Below are 25,762 nucleotides of genomic sequence, written 5' to 3'. Positions count from 1 at the left end.
TTTGCTCTATCGCCAAGCACTTCTATATTGATGAAGTGCTTTTGCGTTCCTGACGCTCAGTGCCCGATAAATTGAGGAGGACATGGATGAAGTCGTCAGCCAGCGATGAGCCGCTAGCACCCGGTCAAGCGCCGATCAAAACCCGCCGTTTCGCTATTTCACTGGTATGGATCGTGCCGATTGTCGCGGTGCTGGTCGGCATTTCGCTGGTGATTCACAACATCCTTCAGGAAGGCCCGGTCATCACCGTTACCTTCAAGACCGGCGATGGCCTGACCGCGAACAAGACCGAAGTCCGGTACCGCAACGTGGTCATCGGCCATGTCTCCGACGTCGAATTGGCCAACGACCATAGACACGTCAACGCCACGATCAAATTGGCCAAGCAGGCCGAAGCCTTCACCCGCGAGGATTCGCAATTCTGGGTGGTGCGTCCACGTATCGGCGCCGGCGGGGTCTCGGGCATCGATACGCTGCTGTCGGGCGATTACATCGGTGCCGACATAGGTCAGGCCAATACCCGCTCAAAAAACTTCAAAGGTCTGGAGAACCCGCCGCCGATCACCTACGGCGAACCGGGCAAACGCTTTACGCTGCACACCGCGGACCTTGGCTCGCTGGACATCGGCTCCCCCGTTTATTACCGCAAGATTCCGGTTGGCCAGGTCGTGTCCTACGCGCTGGACCCGGACGGCAAAGGCGTCAATATCGAAGTATTCGTGCATTCGCCGAACGACGCCTACGTCACCGAAAACACCCGCTTCTGGAACGCCAGTGGCATCGACATCAATGTCGGCGCCAACGGTTTCGCGGTGAAAACCGAGTCGCTGTCGACCCTGCTGGTCGGCGGCATCGCTTTCCGCGCCCCGGATTACAGCCCCGACGATAAACCGGCCAGCGACGACAAGAGTTTCGAGCTGTTTGCCAACCAGACCGCCGCCCTCGCACCGCCCGACGGCAAGGCGCAATACCTGGCGCTGCGGTTTGATCAGGCCTTGCGCGGCCTCAAGGTGGATGCGCCTGTCGAGTTTCTCGGTATCGAAATCGGCCGGGTGGTGGCGGTCAATCTCGACTTCGACGAGGTCAAGCGCACCTTTCCGGTGAATGTCGGCATCGTCATTTATCCGCAGCGACTCGGCCGTGCCCACGCGAAGATTCTCAAGACCTACCATGGCGACGAAAACGACGAGGCCACCGGCGCGCGCCTGATCGGCACGTTCATTGAAAATGGCCTGCGCGCCCAGGCCCGCAATGGGAACCTGCTCACCGGTCAGTTGTATATCTCGCTGGATTTCTACCCCAAAGCGCCGAAAGTCGCGTTTGACCCTACGGCGCGGCCGGTCACCATTCCGACCGTCCCTGGCAGCCTCGAACAGTTGCAGGAAAAACTCGAGGCGATGGTCAACAAGATCAACGCATTGCCGGTTGAACGCATCGCCAGCAACCTCGACGGCAATCTGGTCGAGCTGCGCAAGGGCCTGAAGCAGTTCAACGCCAGGACTCTGCCGGGTGTACAGAGCACCCTCGCCGACGTCAGCAAGACCTTGCAGTCCGCCAATTCGACCCTCGCCGAGGATTCACCGCAACGCGAGCAACTCACCGAGACCCTCGACGAACTTGGGCGCATGTCGCGCTCGTTGCGAGAGCTGTCGGATTACCTCGGTCGCCACCCTGAGTCGCTGATTCGCGGGCGTCCCGACAACGCCGCGCCGCTGGACCTCAAAGGACCGCCACGCAATTGAGCACAGGAGCTGCATCCATGGCTTTACCGTTGAAGATCACCGTGCTCGCTGCCTTCGTGCTGCTGACTGCGTGCCGTAGCGACCCGATCAGCTTTCACACACTGACCCCGGCGCAACCGGGTGCCAGCCGCAACGGTGCCGACATCGCCATTGAAAGCATCAGCGTGCCGCCACAGGTCGATCGCGCGCAGATTGTGATTCGCCAGGGCAATAGTGGCGTGGCGATTCTGGAAACCGATTGGTGGAGCGCCACTCTCGCCGATGAGTTGCGCGGCGCGCTGATCGATCAATTGAGCAGCGGTGTCGGCCAGCAGCGCGCTTCCGTGCGTATCGACGTGCAGCGCTTCGATTCGATTCCCGGTCAGTACGCCTTGATCGACGTGAAATGGCGAGTGCGTCCGCTGGGTGCTGAAGACGCGGCGCTACTGACCTGTCGCTCGGTCTTGCAGACGCCTTCAGGGCCAAGCATCGAAGAGCTGGTGACTGCGCAACAGAACAACGTCAAACGGCTTGCTGCACAAATCACTCAGGCTGCGACGGCCGCGCGCAATTGCCCTTCATCGGGCTAATCGCGTCACAAATCGAAGCGATCCACCGCCCGCCGCCGCTCGTTGTCATCGCGCACATCGTAGTTGGCGGTCGTCTGGATATTGCTGTGATGCGCGAGTTTCTGCGCGATCGACAGGTCGTGCTCTTCGATCACCCGGGTGATGAATGAACGCCGAAAATCGTGAGGCATGATTTTCACCCCGACCTGCGTACCGCGCTGGCGGGCGATGTAGTAAATCGCGTGTTTGGTGATGCGCTCGCGGGTGATGTGGCTGCCCCGGCGAATGCGATTGAACAGGAATGCATCGTCGCTCTCGCCTTCCTTGAGCTGTGAACGACGCAGTTCCAGCCAGGCATCGAGCTTGGCGAAGGCCCAGGCCGGCGCGTACTTGATCAGCTGTTTGTTGCCCTTGCCGGTGACGGTCAGGCTGCGTTCGTTGAAGTCGACCTGACTCAGATCCAGATCCACCGATTCCGACTTGCGCATGCCGGTGCCGTACAGCAACGCTATCACCGCCGCATCACGCAAGCCCTGCGGGCGCGGGTCGGCAGCGCAGACTTCCATCAGTTCGTGAATCAGCGTGCGCTTGAGGTTGCGCCCCTGGGACAGCCGTGTGCCGGCTATGCCCTTGACCGAACGCATCTTCAGCAGGTGATCCTGGCTGATCAGGCTCATGCGCCACGCCTCGTTCATCACCCCGCGCACGGCATTGACGTACAGCGACGAGGTGTTCGGTGCATAACCATCGGCACGCAAAGCGGCGACCAGCGCCACCACGTCTTCCGGTTGCAGGCCGTGCCAGGGGATTTCTTCGATATCGACGTCCTCGAAACCGAGGCGGTCAGCGGCGTCTTGCAGCACATAACGCATGGTCAACTGGCTGGAAGGTGCCAGTCGCGCCAGGTAAACGGTCAGCGGATTGCTGGTGGACGGTGCAGGTTGGGTACTCGACAAATCACTCAAACGAAACGGCCTTGAAATAAAAAACGATTCAACAAAAACAATAAATGCATGAAATGAAACGCAAAAAAACGGCGTGACGCAATGACAGGGGTTGCCGCGAAAGGCCGACAACCTGCCGTTCGAGGCCGTAAAAGTCAATCGGGCATTCCCCGAACGGTCTGTTTGCTGCTTTATCAGCACGGTAGGCGAACTGAAACATCGCGCTCTTATGTTCAATGCAGGGACTGCGAACAGGAGTGCGGCATGAAGATCACGGTATTTGGCAGTGGTTATGTCGGTCTGGTGCAAGCGGCGGTGCTGGCCGAGGTCGGTCACGACGTGGTGTGCATGGATGTCGACGCGCAGAAGATCGAGCAGTTACGCCAGGGTCACGTCAGTATTTTCGAGCCGGGGCTGGCCAGCCTGGTGCGTGAGGGCCTGGATTCGCAGCGCCTGCAATTCACTACTGATGAGCGGTTTGCGGTGTTGCATGGGCGGGTTGCGTTCATCGCGGTGGGCACGCCGTCACGCGAGGACGGCTCGGCGGACCTGCGCTACGTGTTGTCGGTCGGCGACGCGATTGCCCGACATCGCCAGCAGTCGTTGATCGTGGTGGAAAAATCCACGGTGCCGGTGGGCACGGGCGACGCTTTGCGCAGCCACATCGAAAAAGCCCTGATCAAGATTGGCCGCCTGCTGCAGTTTGATATCGTCTCCAACCCGGAATTTCTCAAGGAAGGCTCAGCGGTCGCCGATTGCCGGCGGCCGGATCGTATCGTCATCGGTTGCGAAGGCGCTGAAGTGCGCGATGTGATGCGCGATCTGTACGCGCCATTCAACCGCAACCATGACCGCATCCTGTTCATGGACCTGCGCAGCGCCGAGCTGACCAAATACGCCGCCAACTGCATGCTCGCGACCAAGATCAGTTTCATCAACCAGATCGCCGAACTCGCCGAGCACCTCGGCGCGGACATCGAATCAGTGCGCCAGGGCATCGGTGCCGATACGCGGATTGGCTATCACTTTATCTATCCGGGTTGCGGCTACGGCGGTTCGTGTTTTCCCAAAGACATGCGCGCGTTGATTCACAGTGCCGAACAGGCGCATTGCTCCAGTGATCTGCTGCAAGCGGTTGAGGCGATCAACCAGCGGCAGAAGCACAAGCTGTTTGAACGCATCAACGCGTTCTACCGGGGCGATTTGCGCGGCAGGACCTTTGCCCTGTGGGGCCTGGCGTTCAAACCCAACACCGACGACATGCGCGACGCGCCGAGCCGGGTTCTGCTCGAAGATTTATGGGCTGCCGGGGCCAGCGTGCGCGCGTTTGACCCGGAAGCCATGGTGGAAACCCAGAATCTCTATCCAAACGAATCAAAACTGATGCTGATGGGCACGCCGGAATCGGTACTGGCCGGCGCCGATGCGCTGATCATCTGCACCGAATGGCAACAGTTCAAGGCCCCGGATTTTGAGCTGATCAAACAGCGTCTCAACAGCCCGGTCATCTTCGACGGCCGCAACCTGTACGACGCCGGGCGCCTGGCGCGCAATGGTTTCCAGTATTTCCCGATAGGGCGCGGTGAATCGTGCAAGTTGCCGATCACCTTGCGGCAGAGGCCGGCGGCTTCGGATGTGGCTTGAACTGGCCCTGTGGGAGTCATTGCAAATTGTGAGCTACACCGACCCTGTGGGAGCGAGCCTGCTCGCGAATACGGTATGTCAGCGACATTGGAGGTGACTGATCCGCCGCCTTCGCGAGCAGGCTCGCTCCCACAGGGAAGTCATGTGCGCCGAAGGACGCTGGTGTATCAGCTTGACCGGTGGCGGCTGCCCAGAGAGGATGGCGTTCGCCAGCCATTCCGAATAAGGACATTCCCCATCCGTGGCCATGTATTCGCCGTTCATTCGCCGGTTGATGATCAGCTCGCTGACCGTGGTCATCAGCCGCGCCCTGGTCAGCCCGTTGCTGACACTGTTCCTGAGCAACAAGCTTGGCCTCAATCCGCAGGATGTCGGCTTGCTGCTCGGCATCGCCGTGTTCAGCGCCACGCTGCTGTCGCTGTACGGTGGCTACATCATCGACAAGCTGGACAAGCGCCAGTTGCTTATTGTGGCCATGCTCTCCAGCGGTATCGGCCTGATCCTGCTGACCTTCGCGCAGAACCTGTATCTGGTCACCCTGGTGCTGATCATCAGCGAAACCGCGTCGGCGCTGTTCCTGATCGGCTCCAAGGCGATCCTCAGTGAAAACCTGCCGGTGGGCCAGCGGGTCAAGGCGTTTTCCCTCAATTACACGCTGACTAATATCGGCTACGCCGTCGGCCCGATGATTGGCGTGGTGATTGCCGGGGTGCAGCCGTCCGCGCCGTTCATCGTTGCCGGTGCGATCGCCATTGGCAGTATTTTTCTGCTGCTCGGCGCAGTCCGCGATGTGCGTCCGATAACAGCCGCCAGCGCGCCGCAGAGTTTCCTCAACACGCTGATGATCCTGAAAAACGACCGCACCATGGTGCTGTTCACCCTTGGCTGCCTGCTCAGCACGTTGGTGCACGGGCGCTTCACCCTGTACCTGTCGCAATACCTGCTGGTCACCCACACCCAACAACGGACCCTGGACACCATGGCCGCCCTGCTCGCCTGCAACGCAATCACAGTGATCCTGCTGCAATACCAGGTCGGTCGCTGGCTCAGCCGCGAACACCTGCGTCACTGGATTGCCGGCGGCACTGCGCTGTTCATCGTCGGGTTGATTGGCTTCAGTTTGGCGGACAGCCTGCTCGGCTGGTGCGTGGCGATGTTCATCTTCACCTTGGGCGAAATGATCATTTACCCGGCAGACTTCCTCTTCGTCGACACTCTCGCGCCGGAGGCACTGCGCGGCAGTTACTACGGCGCGCAGAACCTGGCGGCACTCGGCGGTGGGGCGAGCCCGGTGCTGTGCGGGTTTCTGCTGATGCACACGCCGGCGCCGAGCATGTTCTACGCCCTGAGCGGCTTGGCGGCGCTGGGTGGCTATCTATGCTTCGTCAGCGCGCGGCGCACCACTTCAATGCAAAATTAGTGCACTAAAACTGCATTTATATGAATTTGTCAGCATCGATTTTGATCGGCAAACTACGCGCGTTCCTCCCCCAATGTTGGAACGCTTCGAGGGCTTTCCGGATATGCCGGACAAGTCCTTTTTTTTGCCCCGGATTTTGTAAAGGATCAGTTCTACATGCTTGCTCGCTGGTTGCCCGCTGCCATCAACACCCGCCCCACTGAATGGAGCCGTGCCGCGATCGGCATGGCCTTGGGCACGCTGTTCAGCGTGTGGATGTGCGCGCAGGTGTTCGGCCATGACGTAGCCTTTCACCTGGTCGGCCCGCTCGGCGCTTCGGCGGTGCTGCTGTTCGCCGTGTCCTCGGGCGCCCTCGCCCAGCCATGGTCGATTCTTGGTGGCTACCTGTGTGCTGGCGTGGTCGCTTTGCTGGTGGCCCATGTGCTTGGCCGTACGCTGGGCAGCGCCTGCCTCGCCGCCGGCATGGCGGTGATTCTGATGTGCTGGCTGCGTTGCCTGCACCCACCGGCCGGCGCCTTGGCGCTGACACTGGTGCTGGCCGACCCTGCGACCATCGCCATGGACTGGAAAGCCATGGAGCCGGTGATGCTCGGCGCCATCTGCATGCTCATCAGCGCGCTGGCCTATAACAACCTGACCCGCATCCGCTATCCGAAACGCGCTGCCGACCCGGCACCGCCAGTGGTCCCGGTCGACCGCCAGGCGATCACCGCCGAAGACTTGAAACTGGCGCTGGCCGACATGGAAGCCTTCATCGACGTCACCCCCGAAGACCTCGAACGCCTGATCCACGCCAGCGAACTGCACGCAAAGCGCCGCAGCATTACCGAAACGTTCAGATGATCCCTTTGTAGGAGCTGACGAGTGCAACGAGGCTGCGATCTGTTGATCTTGCTTTCAAGATCAAGATCAAGATCAAAAGATCGCAGCCTTCGGCAGCTCCTACACGGAAAGCGGCGCTAGGAGAAAAACGCAGATTCCCCCTGCACATATCCCCGTTGTACACGACAAATTTGCACTGTTACGATCCGCTAACGCCCGCGCGCGGGCTTTTCGAATAAAGACAATAAAAAGCAGGGAGTTACAGATGACAGCTCAGGCTTCATCCCGGCGGACCCCGTCCATGGATGCCATACCAAACGACGTGCTGGCCGAGGTGCGCAATCATATCGGCCACCTGACCCTCAACCGCCCTGCGGGCCTCAATGCAATCACCCTGGACATGGTGCGTCTGCTGCAACAGCAGCTCGATGCCTGGGCGTCTGACGCCGATGTGCACGCCGTGGTATTGCGCGGTGCCGGCGAAAAGGCTTTCTGCGCCGGCGGTGATATTCGTTCGCTGTACGACAGCTACAAGAGCGGCGACACGCTGCACGAAGATTTCTTTGTCGAGGAATACGCCCTCGACCTGACCCTTCATCACTACCGCAAACCGGTGCTGGCCTTGATGGACGGTTTCGTCCTCGGCGGTGGCATGGGCCTGGTACAAGGCGCCGATCTGCGCGTGGTCACCGAGAAGAGCCGACTGGCGATGCCGGAAGTGGCCATCGGTTATTTCCCCGACGTCGGCGGCAGTTATTTCCTGCCACGCATTCCCGGTGAACTGGGGATTTATCTGGGCGTCAGCGGCGTGCAGATTCGCGCTGCCGATGCGCTGTACTGCGGCCTCGCCGACTGGTATCTGGACAGCAGCAAACTGGGCTTGCTCGACGAGAAACTCGACCAGATGGAGTGGCAGGACACGCCGCTCAAGTCGCTGCAGAACCTGCTGGCCAAGCACGCTGTACAAACCCTGCCGGATGCCCCACTTGAGGCGCTGCGCCCGGCCATCGACCACTTCTTTGCCTTGCCCGACGTGCCGAGCATGATCGAGCAATTGCGCGCCGTCACTGTCGCCGACAGCCACGAATGGGCGGTCACCACGGCGGATCTGCTGGAAACCCGCTCGCCGCTGGCCATGGCCGTGACCCTGGAAATGCTCCGTCGCGGCAGGCACCTGAGTCTGGAGAATTGCTTTGCGCTGGAGCTGCATCTGGACCGCCAGTGGTTTGCCCGTGGCGACCTGATCGAAGGCGTGCGCGCCCTGCTGATCGACAAGGACAAGTCACCGCGCTGGAACCCGCCAACCGTCGCTGAGCTGGACGCTGCGCAGGTGGCGAGCTTCTTCCATGGTTTTGATGAGAGCGGGAGCTGAGTCATGCACGATCTCGAACTGACTGAAGAACAAGTGATGATCCGCGACATGGCCCGGGATTTTGCCCGTGGCGAAATCGCACCCCACGCCCAGGCGTGGGAAAAGGCTGGCTGGATCGACGACGCGCTGGTGGCGAAGATGGGTGAGCTGGGCCTGCTCGGCATGGTTGTGCCGGAAGAATGGGGCGGCACTTACGTCGATTACGTCGCCTATGCCCTGGCGGTTGAGGAAATCTCTGCCGGTGACGGCGCGACCGGCGCGTTCATGAGCATCCACAACTCGGTAGGCTGCGGGCCGGTGCTCAACTACGGCAGCGCCGAACAGAAACAGAACTGGCTGGCCGATCTGGCCAGTGGACAGACCATCGGTTGCTTCTGCCTGACCGAACCCCAGGCCGGTTCCGAAGCGCACAACCTGCGCACCCGCGCCGAACTGCGCGACGGCCAATGGGTGATCAACGGTGCCAAGCAATTTGTCAGCAATGGCAAACGGGCGAAACTGGCGATCGTCTTCGCCGTGACCGACCCGGAGCTGGGCAAGAAAGGCCTTTCGGCGTTTCTGGTACCGACCGACACGCCGGGTTTCATCGTCGATCGCACCGAACACAAAATGGGCATCCGCGCCTCCGACACCTGCGCGGTGACGCTGAACAACTGCAGCATCCCCGAGGCCAATCTGCTCGGCGAACGCGGCAAGGGCCTGGCGATTGCCCTGTCCAACCTTGAAGGCGGACGCATCGGCATCGCCGCGCAGGCATTGGGCATTGCTCGGGCAGCATTTGAAGCGGCGCTGGCCTACTCGAAAGACCGGGTGCAATTCGACAAACCGATCATCGAGCACCAGAGCATCGCCAATCTGCTGGCTGACATGCACATGCAGATCAACGCCGCGCGGTTGCTGATCCTCCATGCAGCGCGGCTGCGCACGGCGGGTAAACCATGCTTGTCCGAGGCCTCACAGGCCAAGCTGTTCGCGTCGGAAATGGCCGAGAAAGTGTGTTCGTCGGCGATCCAGATCCATGGCGGCTATGGCTATCTGGAGGATTACCCAGTCGAGAAGTACTACCGCGATGCGCGGATTACCCAGATCTATGAAGGGTCGAGCGAGATACAGCGGATGGTGATTGCGCGGGATTTGAAGAACTATCAGTTGTAATGGCGTTGGCCCTTCCCCTCACCCCAGCCCTCTCCCCAGGGAGAGGGAGCCGACCGAGTCGGTTACGGATTCAGCGGCAACCTTTCAGGTCGGCGTAATTTGCCCATATCACGCGGTCAGTCCCCTCTCCCTGGGGAGAGGGCTAGGGTGAGGGGCTTTTGAAGCTCACACACTATTTGCCTTGGAATGCAGCCTCACGCTTGGCAATAAACGCCGCCATCCCTTCCTTCTGATCCTGCGTCGCAAACGCGGCATGAAACACCCGCCGCTCGAAACGCACGCCTTCGCTCAGGTTGACCTCGAACGCGCGGTTGACGCTCTCCTTGATCATCATCGCAATCGGCAGTGACTTGCCAGCGATCACCGCTGCGACTTTCAGCGCTTCATCAAGCAGCTCATCGCTCGGCACGATCCGCGCGACGATGCCGCAGCGCTCGGCTTCCACCGCGTCGATCATGCGCCCGCTCAGGCACATTTCCATGGCTTTGGCTTTGCCCACGGCGCGGGTCAGGCGCTGGGTGCCGCCCATTCCCGGCAGCACGCCGAGGTTGATTTCCGGCTGGCCGAATCTGGCGTTGTCGCCCGCCAGGATGAAGTCGCACATCAGCGCCAGTTCACAACCGCCGCCGAGGGCAAAGCCGTTGACCGCTGCGATGATTGGCTTGCGTCGGTTGGCCACTCGATCGCTGTCGCTGAACAGGTCGTCCATGTAGATCTGCGGATAGGTCAGCTCAGCCATTTCCTTGATGTCGGCACCGGCGGCGAAAGCTTTTTTCGAACCGGTGAGGACGATGCAGCCGATATGCGCATCGGCTTCCAGCGTATCGAGGGCGTGGTTCACTTCGCTGACCAGTTGCGCATTGAGCGCGTTCAGCGCCTGCGGCCGGTTGAGGGTGATCAGGCCGACGCGGTCGCGGGTTTCCAGCAGAATCGTTTCGTAAGTCATGAAGAAAATTCCTTGTCAGAGATTGCGCGAAATGACCATGCGCTGAATGTCGCTGGTGCCTTCGTAGATCTGGCAGACGCGCACGTCGCGGTAGATGCGTTCCAGCGGGAAGTCGTTGAGGTAACCGTAACCGCCGAGGGTTTGCAAGGCCATGGAACAGACCTTCTCGGCCATTTCCGAGGCGAACAGCTTGGCCATCGACGCCTCGACCAGCGCCGGTTGGCCGCTGTCGCGCAAGGCTGCGGCGTAATGCACCATCTGCCGGGCGACGGCAATTTGCGTGGCCATGTCCGCCAGGCGGAACGCCACGGCCTGATGCTCGATGATTGGCTTGCCGAAGGTGTCACGCTCGCGGGCGTAATCACGCGCGGCCTCGAACGCAGCGCGGGCCATGCCGACGGCTTGTGAGGCGATACCGACGCGGCCGCCTTCGAGGTTGGCCAAGGCAATCTTGTAGCCCTCGCCCTCCTCGCCGAGGCGGTTGGCGACCGGCACTTTCACATCTTCGAAGAGGATCTGGCAGGTGTCGGAGGCGTGCTGGCCGAGTTTGTCTTCGACCCGCGCGACTTTGTAGCCTGGCGAGTCGGTCGGCACGATAAACGCGCTGATCCCGCGTTTGCCGGCGCTCGGGTCAGTCACGGCAAACACGATCACGATGCCGGCGTTCTGCCCGGAGGTGATGAACTGTTTGCAGCCGTTGAGCACGTAGTGATCGCCTTCCAGTCGTGCGCGGGTTTTCAGGCTGCTGGCATCGGAACCGGCCTGCGGTTCGGTCAGCGCGAACGCACCGAGCATGGCGCCGCTGGCCAGCGGTTTGAGGAAGCGCTCGCGCTGGTCATCATTGCCGAACTTGAGAATCGGCACACAGCCGACCGAGTTGTGCACGCTCATGATCGTCGAACAGGCACCGTCGCCGGCGGCGATTTCTTCCAGGGCCATGGCGTACGCGAGGTAGCCGGTGTCACAGCCGCCCCACTGCTCCGGCACGAGCATGCCGAAGAAGCCCAGCTCGGCCATCTCGGCGATGGCTTCCTTGGGGAAACGGTGTTCGCGATCCCACTCGGCGGCGAACGGCTTGAGCCGCTCCTCGGCAAACTGCCGGGCCATGTCGCGGATCTGGGTTTGGTCTTCGTTGGGGATCATGGTGATTCCTTCAAATCTGAGTACGACATAGAACCCTGTGGGAGCGAGCCTGCTCGCGAAAGCGGTGTGTCAGTCACGCATGTGCCGGCCGAAACAGCGTCTTCGCGAGCAGGCTCGCTCCCACAGTTGATCGGCGATGCCTTCAGTAAACGCATTCCACAGCCATGGCCGTGGCTTCGCCGCCGCCAATGCAGATCGCTGCAATGCCGCGCTTGAGCTGTTTCTGCCGCAAAGCCGCGAGCAACGTCACCAGAATCCGCGCCCCCGAGGCGCCGATCGGATGGCCCAGCGCGCAGGCGCCGCCGTGCACGTTGAGCTTGTCGTGGGGAATCTCCAGGTGCGTCATCGCCGCCATGCCGACCACGGCAAACGCTTCGTTCACTTCAAACAGATCCACTTGATCCAGCGCCCAACCGGTCTTCTTCACCAGTTTCTTGATCGCGCCAATCGGTGCGGTGGGAAACAAGCCAGGGGTATCAGCGAACGCAGCGTGGCCATGAATCACCGCCAGCGGCTTGAGGCCCAGTTGCTGCGCGTGGGACTGACGCATCAGCACCAACGCGGCCGCGCCGTCGGAGATCGAGCTGGAGTTGGCTGCGGTGACCGTGCCGCCCTCGCGGAAAGCCGGTTTCAGCGAGGCAACCTTGTCGAGTTTGGCTTTTGGCGGCTGTTCATCGTTGCTGATCACAATCTGCTCTTTGCCGACGGTCACCGTCAGCGGGACGATTTCGTCCTTGAAGCTGCCGTCCTTGATCGCCTGTTGCGCGCGCGTAGTCGAGGCAATGGCGAAAGCGTCCTGCGCTTCGCGGCTGAAGCCGTTGGCCTCGGCGCAATCCTCGGCGAAGGTGCCCATCAGGCGCCCCTTGTCGTAGGCGTCTTCGAGGCCGTCGAGGAACATCGAATCGAGCACGCGGCCATGGCCCATGCGATAGCCGGCGCGGGCGCGATCAAGCAGGTACGGCGAGTTGGACATGCTTTCCATACCGCCGGCGATCACCACGTCGGCACTGCCGGCTAGCAGCATGTCGTGGGCCATGATGGTGGTCTGCATGCCCGAGCCGCACATCTTGTTCACCGTGGTGCAGCGCGTCGATTTATCCAGCCCGGCGCCGAGTGCGGCCTGACGTGCCGGCGCTTGGCCGAGGCCGGCGGGCAGTACGCAACCAAACAGCACTTCATCAACCGCGTCGCTGGCGACACCGGCGCGTTCGACCGCAGCCTTGATCGCCGCCGCGCCGAGTTGCGGTGCGCTGAGGCTTTTCAGTTCACCTTGAAAACCGCCCATCGGCGTGCGGACGGCGCTGACGATAACAATCGGATCATTGGACATAGTCATGACTAATCCTCCTTACTTGGCGGCCATGCGCAAGGCGCCGTCGAGACGGATCACCTCGCCGTTGAGCATGCTGTTTTCGATGATGTGGCGCACCAGCGCGGCATATTCGGCAGGCTTGCCCAGACGCGGCGGGAATGGCACGCCGGCGGCGAGCGAGTCGCGCACTTCCGGGGTCATGCCGGCCATCATCGGCGTTTCGAAAATGCCCGGTGCGATGGTCATCACGCGGATGCCGAAGCGCGCCAGTTCGCGGGCGGCCGGCAGGGTCAGGCTGGCGATTGCGCCTTTCGACGCCGAGTACGCAGCCTGGCCAATCTGACCATCAAACGCTGCGACCGACGCTGTGTTGATGATCACACCACGCTCACCGTCAGCGTTGGCTTCGCTCTCGGCGATCGCCGCCGCAGCCAGGCGCAGCATGTTGAAACTGCCGATCAGGTTGACGTTGATCACTTGAGCAAAACTGCTCAGGGCGTGCGGGCCGTTCTTGCCGAGAATTTTCTCGCCACGCACGATGCCGGCGCAGTTGATCAGGCCGTTGAGGCTGCCAAATGCGGCAACGGTCGCCTGCACAGCGGCTTCGGCGGCGGCTTCATTGCTGATGTCGGCAACTACACTTTGCGCACCGAGGCGCTGAGCCTGAGCGGCGACGGCTTCGGCGTTCATGTCGACCAGCATGACTTTGGCGCCGGCACTGACCAGCAATTCAGCGCTGGCGGCACCGAGGCCTGACGCGCCGCCGGTGACGATAAAAACCTTGTTCTCGATCTGCATGACGGTGTTTCCTTGGATTCAAGCTGAAACGTTGTGCGTCGCGGCCTCTTGAGCCTTGGCGATTTCCTGGTTGCGCAAGATAAAGCGCTGCAATTTGCCACTCGGGGTTTTGGGCAATTCGCTGACAAATTCGATTTCACGCGGGTACGAATGCGCGGCCAGACGCTTGCGCACGTGTTGGCGCAGCTCTTCGGCCAGCTCCGGCGCGGCGCGGTACTGCGCGCTCAGCACGACAAAGGCTTTGACCAGTTCGGTGCGTTCCGGGTCGGGTTTGCCGACGACCGCCGCCTCGACCACGGCCGGGTGTTCGATCAGCGCGCTTTCCACGTCGAACGGGCCGACGCGGTAGCCCGAAGTGGTGATCACATCATCACTGCGGCCGACGAAGCTGATGCTGCCGTCCGGGTTCCACTCCACGGTGTCGCCGCTCAGGTAGTAGTTGCCGACGAAGGCCTTGGTCGGCGCGCCTTCGTAGCCGCCGAACCAGCACATCGGCGACTGCGGGCGGTCGATGGCAAGAATGCCCGGCTGACCGACGCCGAGTTCGTTGTACTGCTCATCGAGCACGACGATGCGATGGCCCGGCGAAGCGAAACCGGCGGCGCCGACATGCACCGGGTGCTCGAGGCCGTGGTGGTTGCACAGCACCATGCCCAGTTCGGTCTGGCCGTAGTGGTCGTGGATGACCACGTCGAGGTTATCGGCGAACCAGCGGATCACTTCCGGGTTCAGCGGCTCACCGGCGCTGCTAACGATGCGCAGTTTGCCCTTGATCGATCTGGCGAACTCCTCTCCCCCGGCTATCAGCAAGCGATAGGCAGTGGGCGAACCGGTGAGATTGGTGATGCCATATTTGTTGATCACCCGGCAGGTGCTTTCGAGGGTGAACGGGCCATCGTAGAAGGTAATCGGGTGGCCCAGCGCCAACGGCCCGGTGACGCCGAAATAAATGCCGTAGGCCCAGCCCGGATCGGCGACATTCCAGAACGCGTCTTCAGGACGCAGGTCCACCGCATCGCGGGTGTAGCTCTGGAAGGCGACGATGGCTTTGAGCGGCACCGCCAAGGCTTTCGCAGGGCCAGTGGTGCCCGAGGTAAACATCAGCAGGAACGGGTCTTCGCCGGTCAGCAATACCGGCTCGCAGACATTGGAATAGTTGGCCAGCTCAGCCCAGAAACTGAAATCACCACGAACGATGCCCTGACCTTTGGCGCCACCAACGGTGACGATGGTCGGGCATGCGCTGACTTCACTAAGCTTCGGTCGGTTTACCGCATCGGTGACCACGACCTTCGCCCCGGAGCTGTTCAGGCGATGTTCGAGGGCTTTCGGCCCGAATGCAGTGAATAGCGGCTGATACACCGCGCCGATGCGCCAGGTGGCGAGCACAGTGATGAGTAATTCGACGTTGCGCGGCAGCAGGCCGGCGACCTTATCGCCCTTCTGCACACCCTGGGCGAGGAGGAAATTGGCGAAACGCGCGGCTTTGTCTTGCAGATCAGTGAAGGTGTAAGTCGCACTTGAGCCGTCGCGACCTTCCCAGAACAACGCAATGCGCCCGGGCAAGGCATGGCGGTCGCAACATTCGACGCAGGCGTTGAGTGCCGCCAGCGTGCCGCTGAGCGACGCATCGACGGTGTGCTGATAGTTGAACTGTTCGGTGGCAGACAAGTAATCGCGCATTGCCAGAATCCCTCGGTGTTTTTATTAGGCTGGGAACCGTAAACAACACAGGGATAGTCGCGCCGCGCGGGGCCTGGGGCAATGGTCAAAGTTATCAAAGTGGCTGACTGGTTTGGCCAAGCCTTTTAAGGGGAATGGTCACGCGGCCCTGGGCGGGAGCGAGCCTGCTCGCGCAGGCGTCGGGTCAGACCACCTCATTGAGGATCAGTGTGCGGTAATGCCCCGGGTTCGACCCGGACCATTTGCGAAACGCCTTGTAGAACGAACTGGCATCCGCAAAACCCAGCCGTGCAGCAATCTCGACGAAACTGATCGAGGGCTCTGCCAGCCAGGTGATTGCGAGCTCCTTGCGCACGCTGTCCTTGAGGCCTTGATAGGTCTGCCCTTCCTCGGCCAGACGCCGGCGTAATGTCGACGCGGACATGCACAGTTGCTGGGCCAGCGCCTCGGTTTCCGGCCAGTGCTCGGCGGGCACTTGCCGCAGATCGTGCTTGATCCGGCTGGCCAGGCTGTCGGGGTCGCGGTACTTGACCAGAATGTTCGCCGGCGCCTGGGCGAGGAAGCGCTTGAGTTCTTCAGCGCTGCGCTTGATCGGCAGATCGAGACAATCGGCGGAAAAGATCATTCGTGTGCGCGGACGTTCGAAGCGCAGGTTTTCCGAAAACATCACCCGATAGTCGTCGGTGAAGTCCGGTTCGGCGCAGCGCAGTTCAATCGCCAGAATCGGAATCCGCCGCCCGGCCAGCCAGCACGCGACGCCGTGCACGATCATCCAGTAAGTGAAATAGGTGAAGGCGCGGCGCGGTTCGGCGTCGTCTTCGAGCAGGACGATTTCCGCAAGGCTCTGCTGATGCACCAGTTGCGCCGGCAGTTTTTCCAGCATCAGCGACAGGAACGTCAGACCGGTATCCAGCGCCGCCGCCAGCGTCGGTTGCGCCATGGCGCTGCGACACAAAAACGCCAGGCTGCCGGATTTGAGCGGGCGCGGGTCCATGCCGAAGAACTCGTCATCACCGCGTCGCGCCAGCAGGCGCCAGAGTCTGGCGTATTGCGAGGCCGGCACCCTGCCCTCATCGGCCGCTAACAAAGCCGGATCGATGCCGACCTTGGTCAACGCCTCATCCGTCGCCGCGCCCGGGGCGCAACTTTGCAGCAGCGCTTCGCGCACCAGTTGAATGGCAATGGTGTCTTTTTCTGCCATGGAGCGAGGTGAGCCTTATTGTTTTTTGGGTGGTGGGCATCTTAACCCAGCTGCTGAAGTCACCGCAGGGCCAATGTGGGAGCGAGCCTGCTCGCGAACGCGGTGTGTCAGATAAACAAATGTCACAGGCATACCGCATTCGCGAGCAGGAATGACAGTTGTTCAGCTAAGGTTCAGCTAAATGTCAATGAATGCCATTTGGGAATGAGTGTCATTATGTTACAACTTAGCCTCCTATCTAAGTCGCTGTGGCTAGCCAATGCTCGTTCCCTTTTTGATCATGTTGCGCGAAGGCATCGAGGCCGCGCTCATCGTCGGCATCATTGCCAGTTACCTGCAACAGACCGGCCGCGGTCAATGGATGCCAGCGGTATGGATCGGCGTCTTCCTCGCCGCTGCCCTTGCCCTGCTGGTCGGTGGTGGTCTGGAGCTGGTCAGTGCTGAATTCCCGCAAAAGCAGCAGGAATTATTCGAAGGCGTGGTCGGTCTGGTCGCCGTGGGCATTCTCAGTTCGATGGTGTTCTGGATGCGCAAGGTCGCGCGGTCGATCAAGCACTCGCTGCAAGCCTCGCTGGATCAGGCGCTGACGCAATCCAGGCATCAGGTGATTGCATTGATCGCCATGGTCTTCTTCGCCGTCGCTCGCGAAGGCCTGGAGACGGTGTTCTTCCTGCTCGCCGTGTTCCAGCAAAGCGAAGGCCCGGGCGCGCCGATTGGCGCCCTGCTCGGCCTGATCCTGGCGGTGATCGTCGGTTTCCTGATCTACAGCGGCAGCATGCGCCTCAATCTCTCGGCGTTCTTCAAGTGGACCGGATTGTTCATCCTCGTGGTCGCCGCCGGGATTCTCGCCAACTCGGTGCAGGCGCTGCATGAAGCCGGGCTGTGGAATCACCTGCAAACGGTGCTGTTCGACTTCAGCGCGACGCTGCCGATGGACGGCCCGCTGGGCTCGGTGCTGGCCGGCATGTTCGGTTATCAGGATGCGCCGACCGTCAGCACCTTGGGCGCGTACCTGATTTATCTGCTGCTGGCACTGGTGATGTTCTTCATGCCCGCGCCTCGCCAGGCGACGCCAACCACTTCCGTTTCCAGCCAATAAGGCCCTTCATGTCTACTATGCAAACCCCTCCGGCCCTGCGTTGGGCGCTGGCCGGCTCGGTGCTGCTGATGATCGCCGCCGGCGGGCTGTTCTGGTACGCCTCGAACATGGCCGCCGCCAAGCGTCAGCACAACCACGACGAAATCGTCGTCAACATCCATCCACACAGTTGCGAGCCGAACGCACTGACGGTGCCGGCCGGCCGCGCGAGTTTCCGCATCGTCAACCGCTCCGAGCGTGCGGTCGAGTGGGAAATTCTCGACGGCGTGCTGGTGGTCGAAGAGCGGGAAAACATCGCGCCGGGCCTGAGCCAAGTGATCAACGCCAACCTGCAACCGGGCGACTATGCGATCACTTGCGGCCTGCTCAGCAACCCGCGCGGCACCTTGCACGTCACACCCACGGCCGCTTCCGATGCCGCCGCCAAGGCCAAGCCGTCGATGGTGGCGTTCGTCGGGCCGCTGTCGGAATTTCGCGTGTATCTGGCCGTTCAGGGCAGCGCGTTGATCAAAGCGGCGACGGCGCTGAATCAGGCGATCGCCAGTGGCGATCTGGCGCAGGCGCAAGCGTTGTACCTGCCGGCGCGTGCCGCTTATCAGCGTCTGGCGCCGGCGGCGCAGCGCCTGGCCGAGCTCGACAATCAGATCAATGCCCGCGCCGATTATTTCGAAAAGCGCGAGCAGGATCCGGCCTTTGTCGGTTTCCATCGCCTCGAATACGCGCTGTTCCAGCAGCGCAATCTCGACGATGTCACGCCGATTGCCCAGCGCTTGCACGCTGACGTCACCACCCTCAAGCAACAGTTGCTCGCGCAGTCGCTGCCGCCGGAGCAATTGGTGAGCATCGTTGTGCGCAACCTCAACAGCCTCGCCGAGGTGCGCGCCGGCAGCGGCGAGGAAGAACGCTACAGCCACAGCGATCTCAACGGTTTCGCCGCCAACGCGCAGACCGCACGCAAGGTCGTCGACCTGTTGCGGCCGATGCTGAGCAAATCCTCCGCTGACGTGTTGGCGAATGTCGACCAGGCCATGAGTGACTTCGACAACCAGCTCAACGCGTTCAAATCCGCCGATGGCTACGTCAGTTACGACGCCGTGACCGCCGCGCAACGCCAGCAGATCGCCGCCAAAGCCAAGGCTCTGGCCGCGGCAATGGATGGCATCGACCCCGCCCTCGGCCTTTCCGGCCTGTAAGCAGAAGACCACGACAGATGAACGATTCAGAACCTCTCAACCTGCAACGACGTCGCGTGCTGATGGGCATGGGCGCCGCCGGTGTCGCCCTTGCCGGCTCGGCGCTGAGCTGCCCGGCCATGGCCGCGCAGCCTGCGCAAGTCACCGAAGCGCCGAGCAGCGACAAGACCGAAGACCGCCATGATTTCCACGGTCTGCACCAGACCGGCATCGTCACCCCGCGCCCGGCCTCCGGGATGCTGGTGGCGTTCGATGTGCTGGCCAGCGATCGCGAAGACCTCGAGCGGCTGTTCCGCACCCTCAACGAACGCATCGCGTTTTTGATGAAGGGCGGCCCGGTCGCGCAGGTCGACCCGAAACTGCCACCGCTGGACTCCGGCATCCTCGGCCCGGTGGTCACCCCGGACAACCTGACCATCACCGTTTCCGTCGGCGATTCGCTGTTCGACGAGCGCTTCGGTCTGGCGGCGGCAAAGCCCAAGCGTCTGCAACGCATGGTCGGCTTTCCCAACGATGCGCTGGACGCCGACTGCTGCCATGGCGACCTCAGTCTGCAGTTCTGCGCCAACACCGCCGACACCAACATTCACGCCCTGCGCGACATCGTAAAAAACCTGCCTGACCTGCTGCTGGTGCGCTGGAAACAGGAAGGCAGCGTGCCGCCGCAAGCGCCGGCCAAACCCGGCGTACCGGCGCAGTCGGCGCGCAACTTTCTCGGTTTTCGCGATGGCTCGGCCAACCCCGATTCCAACGACGCCAAGGCCATGGAGCGGATTGTCTGGGTACAACCGGACAGTGACGAACCGGCCTGGGCTGCCCACGGCAGTTATCAAGCGGTGCGCATCATCCGCAACTTCGTCGAGCGCTGGGATCGCACGCCGTTGCAGGAGCAGGAAAGCATTCTCGGCCGGGTCAAGAGCAGCGGCGCGCCCATCGGCGGCCACAAGGAAAGCGAAGTGCCGGATTACAGCAAAGACCCGGCCGGCAAGCTGACCAGGCTCGATGCGCACATTCGTCTGGCCAACCCGCGCACCGCCGCGACCCAGGCCAATCTGATCCTGCGCCGGCCGTTCAACTACTCCAACGGCGTCAACAAGAACGGCCAGCTCGACATGGGCCTGCTGTTCATCTGCTACCAGGCCGATCTGGAAAAAGGCTTTATCACCGTGCAAACCCGACTCAATGGCGAGCCGCTTGAGGAATATCTCAAACCGGTCGGCGGCGGTTACTTCTTCACCCTGCCCGGAGTGACCGGCGAAGACGATTTCATCGGTCGCTCGTTACTGGCTGCCACCTCCCAAAACAAAACCGCATGACACCCAACCGACACTGGAGCCGCCCCATGAAAAAGACGCCACTCGCGTTATTGCTGACCCTTGGTTTGCTCAACACCCCGCTAGCGGCGTTCGCCGCGACCGCGCCGCTGGATCTGGTGGGGCCGGTGTCGGACTACAAGATTTACGTCACCGAGAAACTCGATGAGCTGGCCAGCCACACCCAGCAGTTCACCGACGCGGTGAAGAAAGGCGATCTGGCCACCGCGCAGAAGCTCTACGCGCCGACGCGGGTGTATTACGAGTCGATCGAGCCGATCGCCGAGCTGTTCAGCGATCTCGATGCATCCATCGACTCGCGCGTCGACGATCACGAAAAAGGCGTAAAGGCCGAGGACTTCACTGGCTTTCACCGGATCGAATATTCGTTGTTCGCGGAGAAATCCACCCAAGGCCTGGACGCATTGGCGGACGGTTTGAACAAAGACGTGCATGATCTGCAAACCCGTGTGGCCGGCCTGACCTTCCCGCCGGAGAAAGTCGTTGGCGGCGCTGCTGCGCTGTTGGAAGAAGTGGCGGCGACGAAGATTTCCGGCGAGGAAGACCGCTACAGCCACACCGATCTGTATGACTTCCAGGGGAATATCGACGGCGCGAAGAAGATCGTCGATCTGTTCCGCCCGCAGATCGAACAGCAGGACAAGGCGTTCGTAGCGAAAGTCGACAAGAACTTCGCCACGGTCGACAGGATTCTGGCCAAGTACAAGACGGCGGATGGCGGGTTTGAGACCTACGACAAGGTCAAGGACAACGACCGCAAGGCGCTGGTCGGGCCGGTGAATACGCTGGCAGAGGATTTGTCGATGATGCGCGGGAAGTTGGGGCTGAACTGATTTTTAGCCTCTGGTCTGGCCCCTTCGCGAGCAGGCTCGCTCCCACAGTTGGAATGCATTTCCCTGTGGGAGCGAGCCTGCTCGCGAAAGCAATTGCGGACGCTCTAGAGAATCCGGTAGAGCAACCGCTCAATCCTCACCCGACTCACCCGCTTGAGAAACTTCGCCACCCCTGCCGGGTAATCCGGCAGCGTTTCAAGCGTCTGGAAGTTATCGATCCGCGTGGTATGGCGGAAGATGTTTTCCAGCTCTTTCGCCCGTGGCTCCAGCCACTCGCCTTTCGGGTCTTCGATCAGCAGCGCGTTTTCCAGGTCGAGGCGAAACGCGCGCGGATTGAGGTTGTTGCCAGTCAGCAAGGTGTAGCGCTGATCGATCCACATGCCTTTAAGGTGATAGGTGTTGTCACCGTCGCGCCACAAGTGCAGGTTCAACTGGCCACTGTCGATGCTGTGCTGATGGCGTTTGGCGAAGCGGCGCAGGCTGATCTCGTATAGATACGGCAGCGCAGCGATCACCTTGAACGGCTCGCTCGGCGGAATGTAGAAATCGTTGGCGGTCTTGTCGCCGACCACGATGTCGATCTTCACGCCACGGGCCAGCGCGCGGTTGATCTCACGGATCACGCCCAGTGGCAGGTTGAAGTATGGCGTACAGATGGTCAGCTGCTTTTGCGCGCTGGCGATCAGCTCGAGAATCGCCCGGTTCAGCGGGTTGTTCTTGCCGACGCCGAGCAGTGGCGTGACCGACAGACCTTCTCGGCTGGTGCTGCCGGCGCCGGTGTCATAAGTCGCGTATTTCAGACGGCTGCGCAGATCGCCGATGTCGTTGCGCAGGCTGCGGGTAGTCGGCAGGTTGGGCAGGTCGAGGCGGTGCACGGCTTTCGATTCGATCAGGCCATGCTTGACCAGGTGATGCATCGAATCCGCCAGCTCGCGACTGCGCAGCACGTGGTAACGGTCGAAACGGTACTTGTCGAGTTTGTGCAGGTAGACGTTGTTGAGGCTCGCGCCGCTGTAGACCACCTTGTCGTCAATCACGAAGCCTTTGAGGTGCAGCACGCCGAACAGCTCGCGGGTCTGCACCGGCACGCCGTAGATCGGCACTTCGCTCTGATGTGTGCGGGTCATGTCCTGATACCAGGCGGCGTTGCCCGGCTGCTTGCCGGCGCCGATCAGGCCGCGCTGGGCACGCAACCAGTCAACCACCACGGCGATTTCCAGCTCGGGACGCTTGAGTTTGGCCGCGTGCAGGGCATCGAGGATTTCCTGGCCGGCTTCGTCCTGCTGCAGATACAGCGCGACGATGTAGATGCGCTGGGTCGCTGCGGCGATTTGCTCGAGCAGGCAGCGTCGGAATTCGGCAGCACTGGACAGAATGCTCACCGCCTCGGCGGTCAGCGCGAAGCTGCGCAGTTTGGGCAGCAGAGAACGTTTGAAAAGCAACGGCATAAGGCTCGCAAGGTTCGATTCCGAAGAGTTTGAGAGCTTACACCATCGTCTGCGCCGGGTCTTGTCAGTGTCTATGAACGCCCGGAACCTGATCGTTCCCACGTAGAGCGTGGGAACGATCATTCAAAGCGCCTTTATGGACGCCGAAGAAATTCGCTTGACCAAGGAGAACAGACGTTCTACTGTTCGCCACATGAACGAATCAATCAGCAATGACACACGCGACATCATTCTGGATGTCACCGAAAAGTTGATCTACAAAAGTGGCATCGCTGCCACCAGCATGGATCTTCTGGTGAAAACCGCCGGCGTCTCCAGAAAAAGCATCTACCGTTACTTTGCCGACAAGGACGCACTGGTTGTCGCAGCCCTTCAGCGGCGCGATGTTCGCTGGATGCACTGGTTCACACATGCTGTCGATCAGGCCGAAACCCCGGTTGATCGCCTGCTCAACCTGTTTACCGTGCTCAAGGGCTGGTTCGACTCGGAAGGCTTTCGCGGCTGCGCCTTTATCAACACCAGCGGCGAAACCGGTGATCCGCAGGATCCAGTGCGGCTGGTGGCCAAAGAACATAAACAGAAGCTGCTCGACTACGTGAGCAAGCTGTGTACCGAATATGGTGCCGAGGATCCGCAACTATTGGCCAGACAGTTGCTGATCCTGATTGAAGGCGCCATTACCGTAGCGCTTGTGATGGGTGATCACAGTGCCGCCGATAATGCGCAATGCATGGCGCGAAAGTTATTGGGCCTGTAACTCTTAATAAGCCGGACTTGTTGTTCATACATCAAATGAATCAGGAGATTGAACATGTCGACTGCAGCCCAGGTACGTCCGCCATTGCCGCCATTCAACCATGCGTCAGCGATCGAGAAGGTGCGTATGGCCGAGGATGGCTGGAACAGCCGTGATCCGGAGAAGGTGTCGCTCGCTTACACCCTCGATACCAAGTGGCGCAATCGCGCCGAGTTCGCCAACAACCGCGAAGAGGCCAAGGCGTTTCTGACGCGCAAATGGGCCAAGGAGCTGGATTATCGCTTGATCAAAGAACTCTGGGCCTACTCCGATACGCGTATCGCGGTGCGTTATGCCTATGAATGGCACGACGATTCCGGCAACTGGTTCCGCTCGTACGGTAACGAGAACTGGGAGTTCGATGACAACGGCCTGATGTTCCAGCGCTATGCCTGCATCAACGACATGCCGATCAAGGAAAGCGAGCGCAAATTCCATTGGCCGCTGGGCCGCCGCCCTGATGATCATCCGGGGCTGTCTGAACTCGGTCTCTAAGGGCTACTCACCCCTGTGTAGGAGCTGCCGAAGGCTGCGATCTTTTGATCTTGATTTGATCGTTCCCATGCGCAGCAGCCGGAACGCTCTGCGTCCCGGAAGATCGCAGCCTTCGGCAGCTCCTACACAGGAATGTATTCCAGACTGCAATTGACGACGGCATGCTCTGGCTCGCCGCAACACTTCGATACAGGTAACATAACCGCCCTCCCCGCAGCCCACGTTCTGCGCCTTGCCGAATAAGCCGAATCCATGCCTTTCGAACTCAGCGTTGACCTCACCACCCTGGCCATTCTGGCTGCTGTTGCTTTCCTTGCCGGTTTCATCGATGCCATCGCTGGCGGTGGCGGTCTGTTGACCACGCCGGCGCTGCTGACGGCGGGTCTACCGCCGCACCTGGTGCTGGGCACCAACAAGCTGAGCTCGACCTTCGGTTCGGCGACCGCCAGCTTCACCTTCTACAAGCGCAAACTGTTCCACCCACGCCAGTGGACCCACGCGATTGTCGGCACTCTGGTCGGCGCGCTCACTGGCGCGGTGGTTGCGCATTACCTGCCGGCCGAGTGGCTGAACAAAATGCTGCCGGTGATCGTCTTCGCTTGCGGCCTGTATTTGCTGTTTGGCGGCACGCCGAAAGCGCCGCTGGACAGCGACGCGCCGATCAAAAAGAAATGGCAATCGACCCAAGGCTTCAGCCTCGGTTTCTACGATGGCGTGGCCGGCCCCGGCACGGGCGCGTTCTGGACCGTGAGCAGTCTGCTGCTGTACCCGATCGATCTGGTCAAGGCCAGCGGCGTGGCGCGCAGCATGAACTTTGTCAGCAACATCGCGGCGCTGTCGGTGTTCATCTTCTCCGGACAGGTCGACTGGATCATTGGCTTGTGCATGGGCCTGTCGGTGATGGTCGGAGCGTTCTTTGGCGCGCGTACCGCGATCAGCGGCGGCGCCAAATTCATTCGTCCGGTGTTCATCACCGTCGTGCTCGGCTTGACCGTGCGCTTAGCCTGGCAGCACTGGTTCAGCGTGGCCTAAGCGCCGCGCCACATAGACGTCGATCAGGTAACGGGCAATCGAGCGCGACGCCGGCAACGGTGGCAAGTCATGCACGTTGAACCACTGGGCGTCTTCAATCTCGTCTTCCTGACAGACAATTTCGCCACCGGCATATTCGGCATGGAAGCCGAGCATCATCGAATGCGGGAACGGCCAGCACTGGCTGCCGATGTACTGGATGTTCTTCACTTCAATCTGCACTTCCTCGCGAACTTCGCGAATCAGGCAATCCTCGGCTGATTCCCCCGGCTCGGCGAAGCCGGCCAGCGTGCTGTAAACCCCGGTGACGAAACGCGGCGAGCGTGCCAGAAGGATTTCGTCGCCACGGGTAATCAGCACGATCATGCTCGGTGAAATGCGCGGATAACTGCGCAGCTCGCATGGCTGGCAATACATCGCTCGTTCGCGCGGTACTTGTGTCATCGGCTGGCCACAGTTGCCGCAGAAGCGATGCTCTCGTGCCCAAGTGCCGATCTGTGCGGCGTAACCGAGCACTTTGTACAGCGTGTGATCGCCTTCGAGCATGAACGCCCGCAAGCCTTTCCAGCCGCAACCGGGCACATCGCTGACGCTGCGCAACTCAAGCAGAAAGACCGGTTCGCCATCCAGATGACCAATCCCATGCTCGGCGAGGACTGAAAGGTCCTGGCGCTTGAGCCATTCGCGCGGGAACAGCGCGCCGTTGTCATCGAACAGAAAGCCTTCCGGGCTGCGCGCTACGGCCCAGCCGCCGGGTTGATCGGTGTCGAGTACTGCAGTGGTCCAGCGAGAGGTCATGGTT

Annotated in this window: 23 protein-coding genes; 14 read left to right on the top strand and 9 right to left on the bottom strand. The window is 61.1% G+C overall.

All coding sequences use genetic code 11. The features are described from left to right. The first annotated feature begins 86 nt into the window (after positions 1-86). Together ACYSTU_RS18585 and ACYSTU_RS18580 are read left to right on the top strand one after the other, a co-directional pair. Complete coding sequence (locus ACYSTU_RS18585) at positions 87-1,742, top strand: PqiB family protein (RefSeq protein ID WP_499000723.1); 1,656 nt, start codon at positions 87-89, stop codon at positions 1,740-1,742. A 17-nt stretch (positions 1,743-1,759) separates the two neighbouring features. Beyond that, positions 1,760-2,311: a PqiC family protein gene (locus ACYSTU_RS18580; protein ID WP_024012957.1), complete on the top strand. Its 552-nt coding sequence runs from the start codon at positions 1,760-1,762 to the stop codon at positions 2,309-2,311. Positions 2,312-2,316: 5 nt separating this feature from the next. Here ACYSTU_RS18580 and ACYSTU_RS18575 read toward each other — a convergent pair whose 3' ends face one another. Further along, positions 2,317-3,255 (bottom strand): site-specific integrase, encoded by a 939-nt coding sequence (locus ACYSTU_RS18575; protein ID WP_186569674.1) that lies wholly within the window; start codon positions 3,253-3,255, stop codon positions 2,317-2,319. Between the two features lie 243 nt (positions 3,256-3,498). On the opposite strand from ACYSTU_RS18575, the gene ACYSTU_RS18570 reads away from it, so the two are divergent. The 5 genes from ACYSTU_RS18570 to ACYSTU_RS18550 all read left to right on the top strand — a co-directional run bounded on the left by ACYSTU_RS18570 (position 3,499) and on the right by ACYSTU_RS18550 (position 9,647). Next, entirely contained in the window at positions 3,499-4,878 is a 1,380-nt protein-coding gene (locus ACYSTU_RS18570; protein ID WP_499000719.1) for a UDP-glucose dehydrogenase family protein, read from the top strand. Between the two features lie 241 nt (positions 4,879-5,119). Next, on the top strand, positions 5,120-6,298 hold the full coding sequence (locus tag ACYSTU_RS18565; protein ID WP_499000716.1) for an MFS transporter: 1,179 nt from the start codon (positions 5,120-5,122) through the stop codon (positions 6,296-6,298). Positions 6,299-6,454: 156 nt separating this feature from the next. Next, on the top strand, positions 6,455-7,141 hold the full coding sequence (locus ACYSTU_RS18560) for an HPP family protein (protein ID WP_499000713.1): 687 nt from the start codon (positions 6,455-6,457) through the stop codon (positions 7,139-7,141). 244 nt (positions 7,142-7,385) lie between these two features. Further along, positions 7,386-8,492: an enoyl-CoA hydratase/isomerase family protein gene (locus ACYSTU_RS18555; protein WP_499000710.1), complete on the top strand. Its 1,107-nt coding sequence runs from the start codon at positions 7,386-7,388 to the stop codon at positions 8,490-8,492. Positions 8,493-8,495: 3 nt separating this feature from the next. Further along, on the top strand, positions 8,496-9,647 hold the full coding sequence (locus ACYSTU_RS18550; protein ID WP_499000707.1) for an acyl-CoA dehydrogenase family protein: 1,152 nt from the start codon (positions 8,496-8,498) through the stop codon (positions 9,645-9,647). 172 nt (positions 9,648-9,819) lie between these two features. Here ACYSTU_RS18550 and ACYSTU_RS18545 read toward each other — a convergent pair whose 3' ends face one another. The 6 genes from ACYSTU_RS18545 to ACYSTU_RS18520 form a co-directional block, all read right to left on the bottom strand. Further along, positions 9,820-10,593: an enoyl-CoA hydratase gene (locus ACYSTU_RS18545; RefSeq protein ID WP_016774718.1), complete on the bottom strand. Its 774-nt coding sequence runs from the start codon at positions 10,591-10,593 to the stop codon at positions 9,820-9,822. Between the two features lie 15 nt (positions 10,594-10,608). Next, a complete protein-coding gene (locus ACYSTU_RS18540; RefSeq protein ID WP_073474453.1) occupies positions 10,609-11,736 on the bottom strand; it encodes an acyl-CoA dehydrogenase in 1,128 nt (375 codons plus the stop codon). 142 nt (positions 11,737-11,878) lie between these two features. Continuing rightward, positions 11,879-13,072 (bottom strand): acetyl-CoA C-acyltransferase, encoded by a 1,194-nt coding sequence (locus ACYSTU_RS18535; protein WP_499000704.1) that lies wholly within the window; start codon positions 13,070-13,072, stop codon positions 11,879-11,881. Positions 13,073-13,084: 12 nt separating this feature from the next. Beyond that, positions 13,085-13,846 (bottom strand): SDR family NAD(P)-dependent oxidoreductase, encoded by a 762-nt coding sequence (locus ACYSTU_RS18530; RefSeq protein WP_041480381.1) that lies wholly within the window; start codon positions 13,844-13,846, stop codon positions 13,085-13,087. A gap of 18 nt (positions 13,847-13,864) precedes the next feature. Continuing rightward, positions 13,865-15,529: an AMP-binding protein gene (locus ACYSTU_RS18525; RefSeq protein WP_499000701.1), complete on the bottom strand. Its 1,665-nt coding sequence runs from the start codon at positions 15,527-15,529 to the stop codon at positions 13,865-13,867. 184 nt (positions 15,530-15,713) lie between these two features. Continuing rightward, the gene (locus ACYSTU_RS18520) at positions 15,714-16,730 is read right to left on the bottom strand and encodes an AraC family transcriptional regulator (protein ID WP_499000698.1); all 1,017 of its coding nucleotides are present in this window, start codon (positions 16,728-16,730) and stop codon (positions 15,714-15,716) included. Positions 16,731-16,989: 259 nt separating this feature from the next. On the opposite strand from ACYSTU_RS18520, the gene efeU reads away from it, so the two are divergent. The 4 genes from efeU to efeO (ACYSTU_RS18500) are packed head-to-tail and all read left to right on the top strand — an operon-like array spanning position 16,990 to position 21,189. Continuing rightward, positions 16,990-17,829: an iron uptake transporter permease EfeU gene (gene efeU / locus ACYSTU_RS18515; protein WP_041480384.1), complete on the top strand. Its 840-nt coding sequence runs from the start codon at positions 16,990-16,992 to the stop codon at positions 17,827-17,829. Positions 17,830-17,846: 17 nt separating this feature from the next. Next, positions 17,847-19,022 carry an iron uptake system protein EfeO gene (gene efeO, locus ACYSTU_RS18510; protein ID WP_499000918.1) on the top strand — a complete coding sequence of 392 codons (1,176 nt, stop codon included), beginning with the start codon at positions 17,847-17,849 and terminating at the stop codon, positions 19,020-19,022. Positions 19,023-19,039: 17 nt separating this feature from the next. After that, entirely contained in the window at positions 19,040-20,338 is a 1,299-nt protein-coding gene (gene efeB / locus ACYSTU_RS18505) for an iron uptake transporter deferrochelatase/peroxidase subunit (protein WP_125927026.1), read from the top strand. A 26-nt stretch (positions 20,339-20,364) separates the two neighbouring features. Continuing rightward, positions 20,365-21,189, top strand: coding sequence for an iron uptake system protein EfeO (efeO, locus tag ACYSTU_RS18500; RefSeq protein WP_499000693.1), 825 nt, complete (start codon positions 20,365-20,367; stop codon positions 21,187-21,189). Between the two features lie 104 nt (positions 21,190-21,293). On the opposite strand, the gene pssA is transcribed toward efeO (ACYSTU_RS18500), so the two are convergent. After that, entirely contained in the window at positions 21,294-22,637 is a 1,344-nt protein-coding gene (gene pssA, locus ACYSTU_RS18495; protein WP_336341502.1) for a CDP-diacylglycerol--serine O-phosphatidyltransferase, read from the bottom strand. Between the two features lie 193 nt (positions 22,638-22,830). Between pssA and ACYSTU_RS18490 the strand changes: the two genes are divergently transcribed. From ACYSTU_RS18490 to ACYSTU_RS18480, 3 genes are all read left to right on the top strand, one after another. After that, entirely contained in the window at positions 22,831-23,394 is a 564-nt protein-coding gene (locus ACYSTU_RS18490; protein WP_136493643.1) for a TetR/AcrR family transcriptional regulator, read from the top strand. Positions 23,395-23,448: 54 nt separating this feature from the next. Further along, positions 23,449-23,928 carry a nuclear transport factor 2 family protein gene (locus tag ACYSTU_RS18485; protein WP_136493360.1) on the top strand — a complete coding sequence of 160 codons (480 nt, stop codon included), beginning with the start codon at positions 23,449-23,451 and terminating at the stop codon, positions 23,926-23,928. Positions 23,929-24,180: 252 nt separating this feature from the next. Continuing rightward, positions 24,181-24,960, top strand: a complete 780-nt coding sequence (locus ACYSTU_RS18480; protein WP_016774706.1) for a TSUP family transporter — start codon at positions 24,181-24,183, stop codon at positions 24,958-24,960. Here ACYSTU_RS18480 and nudC read toward each other — a convergent pair. Continuing rightward, positions 24,928-25,758, bottom strand: a complete 831-nt coding sequence (nudC, locus tag ACYSTU_RS18475; protein WP_499000688.1) for an NAD(+) diphosphatase — start codon at positions 25,756-25,758, stop codon at positions 24,928-24,930. The genes ACYSTU_RS18480 and nudC overlap by 33 nt on opposite strands. Positions 25,759-25,762 lie beyond the last annotated feature (4 nt).

This window comes from Pseudomonas glycinis (genome assembly GCF_054871425.1).
This window is presented reverse-complemented; position numbering and strand designations above follow the sequence as displayed.

What these genes read in the sequence shown, in the direction of transcription:
- ACYSTU_RS18560 (WP_499000713.1), top strand. Translation starts at nt 6,455, where the DNA reads ATGCTTGCTCGCTGGTTGCCCGCTGCCATCAACACCCGCCCCACTGAA.
- ACYSTU_RS18545 (WP_016774718.1), bottom strand. Translation starts at nt 10,593, where the DNA reads ATGACTTACGAAACGATTCTGCTGGAAACCCGCGACCGCGTCGGCCTG.
- ACYSTU_RS18585 (WP_499000723.1), top strand. Translation starts at nt 87, where the DNA reads ATGAAGTCGTCAGCCAGCGATGAGCCGCTAGCACCCGGTCAAGCGCCG.
- ACYSTU_RS18570 (WP_499000719.1), top strand. Translation starts at nt 3,499, where the DNA reads ATGAAGATCACGGTATTTGGCAGTGGTTATGTCGGTCTGGTGCAAGCG.
- nudC (WP_499000688.1), bottom strand. Translation starts at nt 25,758, where the DNA reads ATGACCTCTCGCTGGACCACTGCAGTACTCGACACCGATCAACCCGGC.
- ACYSTU_RS18540 (WP_073474453.1), bottom strand. Translation starts at nt 11,736, where the DNA reads ATGATCCCCAACGAAGACCAAACCCAGATCCGCGACATGGCCCGGCAG.
- ACYSTU_RS18550 (WP_499000707.1), top strand. Translation starts at nt 8,496, where the DNA reads ATGCACGATCTCGAACTGACTGAAGAACAAGTGATGATCCGCGACATG.
- ACYSTU_RS18485 (WP_136493360.1), top strand. Translation starts at nt 23,449, where the DNA reads ATGTCGACTGCAGCCCAGGTACGTCCGCCATTGCCGCCATTCAACCAT.
- efeO (WP_499000918.1), top strand. Translation starts at nt 17,847, where the DNA reads ATGCAAACCCCTCCGGCCCTGCGTTGGGCGCTGGCCGGCTCGGTGCTG.
- ACYSTU_RS18535 (WP_499000704.1), bottom strand. Translation starts at nt 13,072, where the DNA reads ATGACTATGTCCAATGATCCGATTGTTATCGTCAGCGCCGTCCGCACG.
- ACYSTU_RS18490 (WP_136493643.1), top strand. Translation starts at nt 22,831, where the DNA reads ATGAACGAATCAATCAGCAATGACACACGCGACATCATTCTGGATGTC.
- ACYSTU_RS18530 (WP_041480381.1), bottom strand. Translation starts at nt 13,846, where the DNA reads ATGCAGATCGAGAACAAGGTTTTTATCGTCACCGGCGGCGCGTCAGGC.
- efeU (WP_041480384.1), top strand. Translation starts at nt 16,990, where the DNA reads ATGCTCGTTCCCTTTTTGATCATGTTGCGCGAAGGCATCGAGGCCGCG.
- efeB (WP_125927026.1), top strand. Translation starts at nt 19,040, where the DNA reads ATGAACGATTCAGAACCTCTCAACCTGCAACGACGTCGCGTGCTGATG.
- efeO (WP_499000693.1), top strand. Translation starts at nt 20,365, where the DNA reads ATGAAAAAGACGCCACTCGCGTTATTGCTGACCCTTGGTTTGCTCAAC.
- ACYSTU_RS18525 (WP_499000701.1), bottom strand. Translation starts at nt 15,529, where the DNA reads ATGCGCGATTACTTGTCTGCCACCGAACAGTTCAACTATCAGCACACC.
- pssA (WP_336341502.1), bottom strand. Translation starts at nt 22,637, where the DNA reads ATGCCGTTGCTTTTCAAACGTTCTCTGCTGCCCAAACTGCGCAGCTTC.
- ACYSTU_RS18480 (WP_016774706.1), top strand. Translation starts at nt 24,181, where the DNA reads ATGCCTTTCGAACTCAGCGTTGACCTCACCACCCTGGCCATTCTGGCT.
- ACYSTU_RS18520 (WP_499000698.1), bottom strand. Translation starts at nt 16,730, where the DNA reads ATGGCAGAAAAAGACACCATTGCCATTCAACTGGTGCGCGAAGCGCTG.
- ACYSTU_RS18580 (WP_024012957.1), top strand. Translation starts at nt 1,760, where the DNA reads ATGGCTTTACCGTTGAAGATCACCGTGCTCGCTGCCTTCGTGCTGCTG.
- ACYSTU_RS18555 (WP_499000710.1), top strand. Translation starts at nt 7,386, where the DNA reads ATGACAGCTCAGGCTTCATCCCGGCGGACCCCGTCCATGGATGCCATA.